Below are 11,358 nucleotides of genomic sequence, written 5' to 3' on the forward strand. Positions count from 1 at the left end.
AAAGTGCGGTTTCAGCGATGTACTCGCTTGTAGCGCACGAAGTGATAGGGCCAGGGCGCGACGTCGGCGTGGCTCTCGCGCGCGACTTCGGTGAAGGCGCCGCGCTCCCAGGCCGGGAAGTGCGTGTCGGCGTCCGGCACGTCGGTGTCCACCTCGGTCAGCACCAGACCGTCGGCGTGCGGAAGTGATTGCGCATAGAGCTCGCCGCCACCGATGACGAACACGCGCTCTTCGCGGCGCAGTCGCTCGAGCGCAGCGTCGAGTGACGGCGCCGCCTCGGCGCCGTCGGCCTGCCAGGCGGTATTGCGCGTCACGACCACGTTGCGCCGGCCGGGCAGGGGCCGGAAGCGCGGTGGGAGCGACTCCCATGTCTTGCGGCCCATCACCACCGGGCAGCCCAGCGTCGTGCGCTTGAAGTGCGCCAGGTCCTGCGGCAGGTGCCAGGGCATCGTACCGGCGCGGCCGATGGCGCCGTCGCGCGCCACCGCGGCGATCAGGAACAGCTCCACCGCGCCCGCCTCAGACCGCGACCGGCGCCTTGATCGCCGGGTGCGGGTCGTAGTCGAGCACTTCGAAGTCCTCGTAGGCGTAGTCGAAGATCGACGGCGGGCGCTGCTTGATCTGCAGTGTGGGGTAGGGGCGCGGCTGCCGCGAGAGCTGCAGGTCCACCTGCTCTCGGTGGTTGCTGTAGAGATGGCAGTCGCCGCCGGTCCAGATGAAGTCGCCGACCTCCAGGTCGCACTGTTGCGCCAGCATGTGGGTCAGCAGCGCGTAGCTGGCGATGTTGAACGGCACGCCGAGAAAGATGTCGGCGCTGCGCTGGTAGAGCTGGCACGACAGCCGACCCTCGGCCACGTAGAACTGGAAGAAGGCGTGGCAGGGCATCAGTGCCATCTTCGGCAGGTCGGCGACATTCCACGCGCTGACGATGATGCGCCGCGAATCCGGGTTGGCTTTCAGTCGCTTCACCACTTCGGCGATCTGGTCGATGTGGCCGCCGCCCGGCGTGGGCCAGCTGCGCCACTGCACGCCGTAGACCGGGCCCAGGTCGCCGTCGGGTCGAGCCCATTCGTCCCAGATGGTCACGCCGCGCTCCTGCAGCCAGGTGGCGTTGCCGTCGCCGCGCAGGAACCACAGCAGCTCGAGGATGATGCTCTTGAGGTGGACCTTCTTGGTCGTGACCAGCGGGAAGCCTTCGCGCAGGTCGAAGCGCATCTGGTGGCCGAACACGCTGGTGGTGCCGGTGCCGGTGCGGTCGGCCTTGAACACCCCGTGGTCGCGCACATGGCGCATGAAGTCTTCGTACTGGGAGCGGATGGGGCGAACGGGAGGGGAGACCGGCATCCGAAGATTGTAGGCAGTCGGATGCCGGGAGCCGGATCCCGGCCCCGTGCCCACGCCGGTCCTCAGGACTTGGGCTGTGTCGCCGCGCCGGCCTGTTCCGGCTCGCGCAGCAGGATCTCGACGCGGCGGTTCTTCGCACGGCCGGCGTCGCTGGTGTTGTCGGCGATCGGCTCGTGCGAGCCGCGGCCCGAGGTCTCGACGCGGGCCGGCTGGATACCGCGACCGGCCAGGTAGTCGCGCACGCTCTGCGCGCGATCGACCGACAGCGGGTTGTTGATCGCGTCGCTGCCGGTGCTGTCGGTGTGGCCGATCACGCGCACCTGCAGCGCCGGGTCGTTGGCCAGACCGTTGGCGAAGCTGTCGAGCACGGTGCGCAGCTCGGGCTTGATGGCCGACTTGCCGGTATCGAAGGAGATGTCGCTCGGCACGTTGAGCTTGAGCTGGTTGTCGGCCGTGCGGGTGACGTCGACGCCGGTGCCCTGCGTGGACTGCTCCATCGCACGGCGCTTCTCTTCCATCTTCTTCGACCACACGTTGCCGGCCACAGCGCCGCCCAGCGCGCCGATCGCCGCGCCGGTGGCCGCGCCCTTCTTGCTGTCGCCGATCAGCACGCCGGCCACGGCGCCCACGGCCGCGCCGATACCGGCGCCCTTGGCGGTGTCCTGCTGTTCCTGGTTCATGCTGGCGCATCCGCTGGCCAGCAGTGCGGCGGCGGTGAGCGCGACGATCGAAAGCGAGGAAGAGATCGACTTGCGGGGCGTGATCGTCATGGCTATTCCTTCGGTGACTACGGGGATCGTCTTTGTACGGCGGGGCGCGGAGAGCGCTGCAAGCGTTCGTTACAACGCGCTCGCTTCAGTCGTCGTTGACCGCCGCCGCCGGTGCGTCGGAGAACTGCGACGCCGCCAGCCGTTGATAGAGCCCGCTGCGCGCCAGCAGTTCCGTGTGCGTGCCGCTGTCCACCACCCGCCCGGCATCGAGCACGACGATCCGGTCGGCGTGCATCACCGTGCCCAGCCGGTGCGCGATGACCAGCGTCGTGCGGCCGCGCATCGCCTCGTCCAGTGCGGCCTGCACCGCGCGCTCGCTTTCGCTGTCGAGCGCGCTGGTGGCCTCGTCCAGCAGCAGCAGTGGCGCGTTCTTCAGGATCGCGCGGGCGATCGACATGCGCTGGCGCTGCCCGCCCGACAGCCGCACGCCGCGTTCGCCCAGGAAGCTGGCATAGCCCTCGGGCAAGGCGCGGATGAAGCTGTCCGCGTGCGCGGCCCGCGCGGCGGCGATCACTTCGTCGTCGCTCGCCTCGGGCCGGCCGTAGCGGATGTTCTCCATCGCGCTGGTCGAGAAGATCACGCTGTCCTGCGGCACCAGGCCGATGCGCGAGCGCAGCGCGCCGAGGTCGGCCTCGCGCACCGGCACGCCGTCGATCGCCACCGTGCCGCCCTGGGTGTCGTAGTAGCGCAGCAGCAGCTGGAACACCGTGCTCTTGCCGGCGCCGCTGGGTCCCACCAGCGCCACCGTCTGGCCCGGCTCCACCTCGATCGTCACGCCGTCCAGCGCCGGCGTCAGCGGCCGCGACGGATAACGGAACAGCACATCGCGCAGGCTCACGCGCGAGCCGATCGGCGCTGCGGCCAGCGCGCGCGGCTGGGCGGGGCTCTCGATCGGCGAGCGCGTGGCCAGCAGCTCCATCAGCCGCTCGCTGGCGCCGGCGGCGCGCAGCAGGTCGCCCCACACCTCGGCCAGCACCGCGACCGAGCTCACCAGCAGGATCACGTAGACCACGGTCTGGCCCAGGTGGCCCGCGCTGATCTCGCCGCGGATCACCGCTTGCGTGCCCTGGTACAGGCCCCACAGCAGCGCCGCGAAGGTGGCGGTGATGATGAAGGCCACCAGCCCGGCGCGCATGCGCGTGCGCCGCACCGCGGTGGCGAAGGCGCGTGCGGTGGATTCGTCGAAGCGCTGCGCCTCGCGCGCCTCCTGCGTGTAGCTCTGCACCACCGGCACCGCGTTCAGCACCTCGGCGGCGATCGCGCTCGAATCGGCCACGCGGTCCTGGCTGGCGCGCGACAGGCTGCGCACCTTGCGGCCGAACCACAGCGCCGGCAGCACCACCAGCACCAGGATGCCCAGCACCTGTGCCATCACCACCGGGTTGGTGATCACCAGCATGACGAGCGCGCCCAGGCCCATCACGGTGTTGCGCAGGCCCATGCTGAGGCTGGAACCCACCACCGTCTGCACCAGCGTCGTGTCGGTGGTCAGGCGCGACAGCACCTCGCCGGTCTGCGTGGTCTCGAAGAACTGCGGGCTCTGCTTCACCACGTGCGCGTACACCGCATTGCGCAGGTCGGCCGTGATGCGCTCGCCGAGCCAGGTGACCATGTAGAAGCGCAGCGCCGAGAACAGGCCCAGCGCCGCGCCCACGCCGAACAACGCGAAGAAATGGCCGCGCAGCGCCAGCACGCGCTCGCCGGGGTCGGTGCTGATCAGGCCTTGGTCGATCAGCGCCTTCAGCGCGACCGGAAACACCAGCGTGGTCAGCGCGGCGCCCACCAGGAACAGCCCGGCCAGCACGATGCGGCCGCGGTAGGGTTTCAGGAAGGGCAGCAGGCTGCGCAGCGGGCGGACCGAGCGTGCCTTGGCGTCGGCGGCGCCGTCGGTCGCGCCGCCGGTCACGGCCTGGGTCATCGTGGAAGTGGAAGAGGCCATGGGGCCAGCAGTGTAAGCAGCCTCCGCCATCGGCCCCTGATGCTGCGGCCCTGCGCGCGGCGCGGCTACAGCTTCAGCGGGCTCGCATAGCCCGTCATTTCCAGGTAGCCACGGCCGATGCGCGTGCCGCTGCGCGCGTCGAGCAGGTCGCTCAGGCCCTCCCAGTAGACCGAGCCGGTCGAGCCCCGGCCGTCGAGTTCCTGCGCGTCCAGACGGGCGCGTACGTGGTGCGTGCCGGCGGGCGTGTCGAGCCGCCATGCCACCGCGTACTCGGCCTGCGTGGCCGGGCTGCGCCAGCGCCGCAGCGGGGTGAAGCGCACCTCGTCGGCGCCGAAGGAGCGCACCGCGCCACCGCGCGGCCGCAAGCTGCCGCCGGCCCACAGCGGCGAGCCATCGGCGCGGCGCAGCCGGAAGGCGGTGAGGGCGCTGCCGTCGTCGAGATTCATGCCGACCCAGTCCCAGCCCACCGCCTCGGGATGCATCAATGACTCGCTCCATTCGTGGTCGAGCCAGGCGCGGCCGGTCACCGCGAGCGTGCGGCCCTCGACGCGCAGCGTGCCGGCGACGGCCAACTGCGGCTCGCTGAGGTAGTGGCTGGCTTGCCCCGGTGCCGGGCCCTTGCGCGAGTAGCCGGCGTCGCCCTGCAGCAGCACCGGCTGCGTCGCGTCGAGGCGCAGATCGAACGCGAAGCCCTGCGTGCTGGCATCGACCACGGCGCGGTAGTGGTGCGGGCTCGACGCGGCGGCACCGTCTCGCACGAGCTGCCAGCCACGCAGCCGCACGTCGGTGTCGGCGGTGGCTGCCTCGGCGATGCCGAAGCCCGCACGGGCGATGCGCTGGTCGTGGCGCAGCCGGCCGGCCTGCGGATCGGTGAGCGCCGCATGCGCGAACAGCAGCTGTCGGGCGGCGAAGCGGCTCGGGTGGTCGTCGCCCGCCACGTCGGTGCGCGAACGGAAGAACGTCACCTGAAACCCGAAGGGTTCGGTGGAGCCAAAGCCAAACGGTTCGGACAATTCCGCAACCTCGAGCCAGCCCGTCACGTACCACCATTCGGTGCGGTACTCGGGGTGCGAGCCGAAGTCGCGCGGCAGCACGATCGGCGTGCCGGCGCGCACCACCGGCGCCGCGTGCGCGGTGCCGGGGCCCAGCGCGAAGGCCGGCGCGCACGCCAGCAGCAGCGCGCGGCGCGACAACCGCAGCGGCGACGCGTTCACCAGTCCTCCTTCACCGCCAGCACGGCGTCCTGCGAGACCGCACGCCGCGCCGCGATGGCGGCCGTCAGCGTGCCGGCGGCCACCACCGCGGCGCACAGCGCGGCCAGCCGGCCCCACGGCGCCAGCAGCTCCATGGTCCAGTGGAAGCTCTGCGGATTGACCACGTGCACCAGCACCACGCTGACGGCCAGCCCGAGCCCCAGGCCGAGCAGGGCACCGGCCGCCGTCCACGCGACGCCTTCGCCGGCCACGATGGCCAGCACCTGGCCGCGCGTGAAGCCCAGGTGCGCCAGCAGGCCGAACTCCTTGCGCCGCGCCAGCACCTGCGCCGAGAAGCTGGCCGCGATGCCGAACAGCCCGATCGCGATCGCCACCGCCTGCAGCCAGTAGGTGACCGCGAAACTGCGGTCGAAGATGCGCAACGAGCTCGCGCGGATCTCGCCCGCCTGCGCGAACTCGATCAGCGCCGGGTCGGGCGCCAGCGCGCGCAGCGCCTGCTGCAGCGCGGCCAGGTCGGTGCCGGGCGCGAGCGTGAGCGCGAGGTCGTTCACGCGCGTGTCGCCGGTGAGCGCCACGAAGTCCTGCGTGTCGATCGCCACCGCGCCCTGTTGGCGCGCGTAGTCGCGCCACACGCCGCGCACGAAGAAGGCCGCGCGCACCGCGCTGCCGTCGCGGTGCGTCAGCGGCAGCACCAGGCGCGTGCCCGGCGCGGCGCCGTAGAGCGCCACCATCGCCTCGCTCACGTACACGCCCGGTTCACCGCCCGGCGCGGCCGGCAGCAGCTCGCCCACCATCGGCAGCGTGCGCTGTGCATCGGCCAGTGGCCGTGCGATCAGCACCGGCGGCGGCCGCGCCGGGTCGAGCGACAGCGGCAGCGCGCGCAGCGTCTCGAGGCGGCGCACGCCGGGCAGGGCACCTGCACGCGCCACGAAATCGGGCGGCAGCCAGGCCGTGTCGTTGCTGGCGCTCACGGTCGCGGTGCGCACATACAGGTCGGCCGGCAGCACGGTGTCGAGCCAGCGCGACACCGCGTCGCGGAAGCTCGCCACCATGACCGTCAGCGCCACCGCGAGCGCGAGGCTCGCCACGACACCGGCCACCGCCACCGTCGCGCTGGCGCGCAGGTGCCGCGCGCGCTGGGTGGCCAGCAACCACCCGGCGTGGCGCGACGTGGGCCGCCGCACCGCGCGCAGCAGCAGGCCCACGCCGGCTGGCACGCAGGCGATGCCACCGACCAGCAGCACCGCCACCGCCACGTAGGCGGCGATCGGCAGGCCGGCGATCGGCGGCGCCAGCGCCAGCAGCGCGCCGGCCAGCATCAGCAGCGGCCCGAGCCACGGCCGCCGCGTGCGCGCGCCGGCGTCGCCGAGGCCCTTCAGGGCCTGGGCTGGTGCGATGCGCTGCGCCGCGCGCGCCGGCAGCCAGCCACCGACCAGCGCCGCCACCACACCCAGTCCGCCGTAGACGAGCGCTGCGAGCGGACCGAACTGCAGCTGCGGCGCCACACCGGCGAAGTACCCGCCGCCCAGATCGCCGCCCAGCCAGCGCAGCGCGCCCTGCGCGAGCGCCGTGCCGAGCGCGATGCCCAGCGCGCTGCCCACCAGCCCCAGCAGCGCCGACTCGGCCAGCACCCAGTGCAGCCGTTCGCGCGCGCCCAGCCCCAGCACGCCCAGCAGCGCGAACTGCGGCTGCCGTTTCGCGACCGACAGCGACAGCACCGAGAACACCAGGAAAGCCCCGGTGAACAATGCCACCAGCGCCAGCACCGTGAGGTTCACGCGGTAGGCGCGCGACACGTTGCTGAGCCGCTGCGCCGATTCGGCCGGCGTCGCGGCCCGCACGTCGGCCGGCAGCGCCAGCTCGCGCAGCACGCGCGGCGGGTCGGCGCCGGCGGTGAAGCGCAGGTCGATGCGGCTCAGCCGGCCGAGCCGGTCGAAGGCCTGCTGGGCGCCGGCCAGGTCCATCACCGCGAGCGGCGCGCCCGGCGCGCTGCTGCCGCCGGCGATGCGCAGCGTGACGAGGCGCAGGCCGCTCTGCACGCGCAGCGGGTCGCCACGCGGCAGCTTCAGCGCCGCTCGAGCGGCCGGGTTGAGGAACACCGCGCCGGGGTCCAGCATCGCCAGGCGGCCGGCATCGGCGGCGGGCTCGGGCAGCAGCGAAGGCGAGAGCGCCGGCGCCACCAGCGCATCGAGCCCCAGCACGCGCAGCGCCACGCGCTGGCCCTGCGCATCGAGCGCATAGGTGTCGACCTCGATCACCGGCGACGCCAGCGCCACCTGCGGATGCGTGGCCACGCGGCCGTAGACCGTCTCGTCGAAGCCGCTGCCGGCCACGGCCCGCAGGCTCAGGTCGGGCTCGCCGTTGACGCTGCGCACCGCCGCGCCGAACTCCGACAGCGCCGAAGCGTTGATCAGGTGCACCGAGAACGCCAGCGCCACGCCCAGCATCACCGCGAGCACGGCGACGGCGTGGCGTCCGGCGTTGTGCCGCAGTTCGGGCCACGACAGGTGGCGCAGCAGGGTCGACAGCCTCATCGCGCTGGCTCCGCGGTGCTTCTTGCCGGCGGCAACGCTGGCAGTGCAACGACGGCGCCGCGGACGACGACTGCGCCCGGGCGGCTCAGCGTGCCGCCTCGACGCCGTCGCGCGCCAGGTACTGGTGCACGAACGCGATCGCCATGCTGCCTTCGCCCACCGCGGCGGCCACGCGCTTGATCGGGCTCAGGCGCACGTCGCCGCAGGCAAACACACCCGGCAGGCTGGACTCCAGCAGGAAGGGCTCGCGCGTGTGCGACCAGCGGCCCGACTTCAGCACCTCGTCGCCGGTCAGCACGTAGCCGCTCTTGTCGCGCTGCACCTCGGGGGGCAGCCAGCCGGTGTCGGCATCGGCGCCGATGAAGACGAACAGGCCGCCGCATTCGTGGCGCGTCACGCCGCCCGCCTTGCGATCGACGATGTCGATCGCCTCGAGGTGCGCCTCGCCGTGCGCGGCCTGCACCTCGCAGCCCAGCCGCGCCGCGATGTTGGCCTTGCCGGCGATCTGCTCGATGAGGTAGCGCGACATGCTCTTCTCGAGCGAACCGCCGCGCACCAGCAGCGTCACCTGGCGCGCGTGGTTGGCGAAGTGCAGCGCCGCCTGGCCGGCCGAATTGCCGGCGCCGATCAGGTACACGTCCTGCCCGTGCGTGGACGCGGCCTCGCTGCGCGCGGCACCGTAGTAGATGCCCTTGCCGATCAGGCGCTCGAAGCCGTCGATGACCAGCCGCCGCCACGACACGCCGGTGGCGAGGATCACGCTGCGCGCCCGCACGCGCTCGCCGCCGTCAAGCACCACCTCGCGTGTGGCCGGGTTCATGCTCTCCACGCCGCGCATCACCAGGATCTCGGCCCCCAGCCGGCGTGCCTGCTGCAGCGCGCGGCTGGCCAGCTCGTCGCCCGACACGCCGTTGGGAAAGCCCAGGTAGTTCTCGATGCGCGACGAGGTGCCGGCCTGCCCGCCCGGCGCCTCGCGCTCGATCACCAGCGTGCGCAGGCCCTCGCTGGCGCCGTACACCGCGGCCGCCAGCCCGGCCGGCCCGCCACCGACGATCAGCGTGTCGTAGACCTCCTGCGTGGGGCGCGTCTGCAGGCCCAGGTGCACCGCCAGCTCGCGCAGCGGTGGCTTCTCCAGCCGGCTGCCGTCGGCCAGCCGCACCACCGGGCACTCGACCGCCTGCGGGATGCTGCCGGTCCACGAGCGCGTGAGGTCCGGGGTCTCCGGCGACAGCCAGTCGTGCACGATCTGGTTGCGCGACAGGAAGCGGCGCAGCTCGCTGCAGGCCGGGTCCCAGCGTTCGCCGTACACGGTGATCTGCGCCTTGGGCGGCTGCATCGCGATGCCCTGCAGGCCGCCGATGCGCTCGCGCGCCAGCGCACCCACTTTCTCGGCCACCTCGGGCGCCAACGAGGCGATGGCGAAGTAATGGTGCGGCTCCACGCGCATCACGCGCGACGGTTCTGCCGCACGGTAGCCGCCGGGGAAGGGCGTGGCGAAGGCCAGCGGCACCTCGCCGAAGATCGTGCCGGGCAACCGCCAGCCCAGCGTGCGCTCGACGCCGTCGAAACGCTTGACCACCTCCAACTTGCCTGACAGCACCGCATACAGCGCCCGCTCGCCACCTTCGTGCACGGCGTACTCGCCGGCGTTCAGCCGGATGTCGGCCGAGGTGCGCACCAGGCGATCGATGCCGGCGTCGGACAGGCTCGCGAACAGGGGGACCGAGCGGATCTCGTCGGGGGTCAACATCAGCGGGCCTTTTCGTGTGCAGCCGTGGCGCAGCGCGCCCCATGTCGTTGCTGATGCTAACCGGCTTGCTCGGCTCGACGCGCTGGGTTCGCGGCCGAACCCGAAGCGCTCGTAGACTGCCGGCATGTCGCAGATGCGCCCCGTCGACCTCGACCACGCCAGCCGCCTGGTCAACCACGGCCCCACGGTGCTGATCGCCGCCGAACACCGGGGGCGCCGCAACCTGATGGCCGCGGCCTGGTCGATGCCGGTGGAGTTCACGCCGCCGCGCATCGCGGTGGTGGTCGACAAGAAGACCTGCACACGCGAGCTGCTGGAGGCCAGCGGCCGCTTCGCGATCGGCCTGCCGTGCCCGGCGCTGGCCGACCTGACCTACGCCGTGGGCAGCGAAAGCGGGCGCGCGGTCGACAAGTTCGCGCGGCATGGCATCCGCTCGTTGCCCGGCCCGGTGCTGGGCCTGCCGCTCGTCGAAGGTTGCGTGGCCTGGCTGGAGCTGCGCCACCTCCCGGAGCCGCACACCGAAGACGCCTACGACACCGTGTTCGGCGAAGTGGTCTCGGCGCAGGCCGACGCGCGCGTGTTCGCCAACGGGCGCTGGTCCTTCCGCGACGACAACGCCGAGCTGCACACGCTGCACCACTTGGGCGGCGGCACGTTCGCCGTGCCCTCGCGCATCGTCCGGGCCCGGCCGGTCGGCGACGCTCCCTGAGCGGGCGCGCCGCCTACTCGATGGTCACCTTGGCGTCCTTCACCAGCTTGGCGAACTTCTCGGTCTCGCCCTTGATCTGCTGGCCCATCTGATCGGTGCTGTTGCCGATCGGCTCGGCGCCGATCTCGTCCATGCGCTTGCGGAAGTCCGGTGACTGGATCACCTTCACCATCTCGGCATTGAGGCGGCTCACCACGTCCTTCGGCGTCGCCACCGGCACGAGCACGCCGAACCAGGTGCCGATGTTGAAGCCCTTGAGCCCCGCTTCCTCGAGCGTCGGCACGTCCGGCAATGCCGATGAGCGCTTGTTCGTGGTGACGGCCAGCGCGCGCAGCTTGCCGCTCTTGATGTGCTGGAGCACCGGCGTCACGGTATCGAAGGACATCGTGATCTGGCCGCCCAGCAGATCGGTGGCCAGTGGGCCGCTGCCCTTGTACGGAATGTGGATCACCTCGGTGCCCGTGGCGTTCTCGAACTGCGTGCCGATCAGGTGTTGCGCGGTGCCGTTGCCGTTGGAGCCGTAGGTCAGCTTGCCGGGTTGCGCCTTCGCCAGCGCCACCAGCTCGGCCACGTTCTTGGCCGGGGTCGCGGCGTTCACCACCAGCACGTTCGGCACCAGAGCCACCGTGGTGATCGGCGCAAAGTCCTTCTGGAAGTCGTACGGCAGCTTCTTGTAGACGCTCGGCGCGATCGTATGGTGTACGGCGCCCATCAGCAGCGTGTAGCCGTCGGGCTTGGCCTTGGCCACGAAGTCCGCGCCGAGCGTGGCGCCGGCACCGGGCTTGTTCTCCACGATCACCGGCTGCCCCAGGCTCTGCGCCAGTTTCTCGCCCAGCGCCCGTGCCAGCACGTCGGTCGTGCCGCCCGCCGGGAACGGCACGATCAGGCTGATCGGCTTGCTCGGCCAGGCCTCGGCCATGGCGCTGCCGCCCGCCATCGCGACGGCCAGCGCCGCGGCCTGCACGAGGCGGCGGCGGGTGAGGGTGTGAATGACGTTCATGCTTGTCTCCTAGAGGTCTCAGGGCGCCCGAACCTTAGATTTCGGGCAAGGGGCCGAATCACCGTCGAAGTGAATCCGGCATTAACTTGGTTTCAAGG

9 protein-coding genes are annotated in these 11,358 nt (G+C 72.0%); 1 reads left to right on the forward strand and 8 read right to left on the reverse strand.

Annotation, left to right across the window (positions count from 1 at the left end; genetic code table 11):
- Window positions 1–11: 11 nt before the first annotated feature.
- The 7 genes from ASC67_RS01110 to ASC67_RS01140 form a co-directional block, all read right to left on the reverse strand.
- Window positions 12–509, reverse strand: a complete 498-nt coding sequence (locus tag ASC67_RS01110; protein ID WP_056314475.1) for a dihydrofolate reductase — start codon at window positions 507–509, stop codon at window positions 12–14.
- Window positions 510–519: 10 nt separating this feature from the next.
- The gene (locus ASC67_RS01115) at window positions 520–1,344 is read right to left on the reverse strand and encodes a thymidylate synthase (RefSeq protein ID WP_082535751.1); all 825 of its coding nucleotides are present in this window, start codon (window positions 1,342–1,344) and stop codon (window positions 520–522) included.
- 62 nt (window positions 1,345–1,406) lie between these two features.
- Window positions 1,407–2,114, reverse strand: a complete 708-nt coding sequence (locus ASC67_RS01120) for an OmpA family protein (RefSeq protein ID WP_056314477.1) — start codon at window positions 2,112–2,114, stop codon at window positions 1,407–1,409.
- 85 nt (window positions 2,115–2,199) lie between these two features.
- Window positions 2,200–4,032, reverse strand: a complete 1,833-nt coding sequence (locus ASC67_RS01125; RefSeq protein WP_056314478.1) for an ABC transporter transmembrane domain-containing protein — start codon at window positions 4,030–4,032, stop codon at window positions 2,200–2,202.
- A gap of 86 nt (window positions 4,033–4,118) precedes the next feature.
- Window positions 4,119–5,267, reverse strand: coding sequence for a lipocalin-like domain-containing protein (locus tag ASC67_RS01130; protein ID WP_082535752.1), 1,149 nt, complete (start codon window positions 5,265–5,267; stop codon window positions 4,119–4,121).
- A complete protein-coding gene (locus ASC67_RS01135) occupies window positions 5,264–7,801 on the reverse strand; it encodes an FtsX-like permease family protein (protein ID WP_056314479.1) in 2,538 nt (845 codons plus the stop codon). The genes ASC67_RS01130 and ASC67_RS01135 overlap by 4 nt, the downstream gene beginning before the upstream one ends.
- Window positions 7,802–7,886: 85 nt before the next feature.
- Window positions 7,887–9,551: an FAD-dependent oxidoreductase gene (locus tag ASC67_RS01140; protein WP_056314480.1), complete on the reverse strand. Its 1,665-nt coding sequence runs from the start codon at window positions 9,549–9,551 to the stop codon at window positions 7,887–7,889.
- A gap of 124 nt (window positions 9,552–9,675) precedes the next feature.
- On the opposite strand from ASC67_RS01140, the gene ASC67_RS01145 reads away from it, so the two are divergent.
- Window positions 9,676–10,260 carry a flavin reductase family protein gene (locus tag ASC67_RS01145; RefSeq protein ID WP_056314481.1) on the forward strand — a complete coding sequence of 195 codons (585 nt, stop codon included), beginning with the start codon at window positions 9,676–9,678 and terminating at the stop codon, window positions 10,258–10,260.
- 13 nt (window positions 10,261–10,273) lie between these two features.
- Here ASC67_RS01145 and ASC67_RS01150 read toward each other — a convergent pair whose 3' ends face one another.
- Window positions 10,274–11,260, reverse strand: a complete 987-nt coding sequence (locus tag ASC67_RS01150; protein WP_056314482.1) for a tripartite tricarboxylate transporter substrate binding protein — start codon at window positions 11,258–11,260, stop codon at window positions 10,274–10,276.
- Window positions 11,261–11,358 lie beyond the last annotated feature (98 nt).

Origin of the sequence: Methylibium sp. Root1272 (genome assembly GCF_001425905.1) — a bacterium.
Taxonomy (GTDB): Bacteria; Pseudomonadota; Gammaproteobacteria; order Burkholderiales; family Burkholderiaceae_C; genus Methylibium.

What these genes read in the sequence shown, in the direction of transcription:
- ASC67_RS01115 (WP_082535751.1), bottom strand. Translation starts at nt 1,344, where the DNA reads ATGCCGGTCTCCCCTCCCGTTCGCCCCATCCGCTCCCAGTACGAAGAC.
- ASC67_RS01140 (WP_056314480.1), bottom strand. Translation starts at nt 9,551, where the DNA reads ATGTTGACCCCCGACGAGATCCGCTCGGTCCCCCTGTTCGCGAGCCTG.
- ASC67_RS01135 (WP_056314479.1), bottom strand. Translation starts at nt 7,801, where the DNA reads ATGAGGCTGTCGACCCTGCTGCGCCACCTGTCGTGGCCCGAACTGCGG.
- ASC67_RS01150 (WP_056314482.1), bottom strand. Translation starts at nt 11,260, where the DNA reads ATGAACGTCATTCACACCCTCACCCGCCGCCGCCTCGTGCAGGCCGCG.
- ASC67_RS01145 (WP_056314481.1), top strand. Translation starts at nt 9,676, where the DNA reads ATGTCGCAGATGCGCCCCGTCGACCTCGACCACGCCAGCCGCCTGGTC.
- ASC67_RS01125 (WP_056314478.1), bottom strand. Translation starts at nt 4,032, where the DNA reads ATGACCCAGGCCGTGACCGGCGGCGCGACCGACGGCGCCGCCGACGCC.
- ASC67_RS01120 (WP_056314477.1), bottom strand. Translation starts at nt 2,114, where the DNA reads ATGACGATCACGCCCCGCAAGTCGATCTCTTCCTCGCTTTCGATCGTC.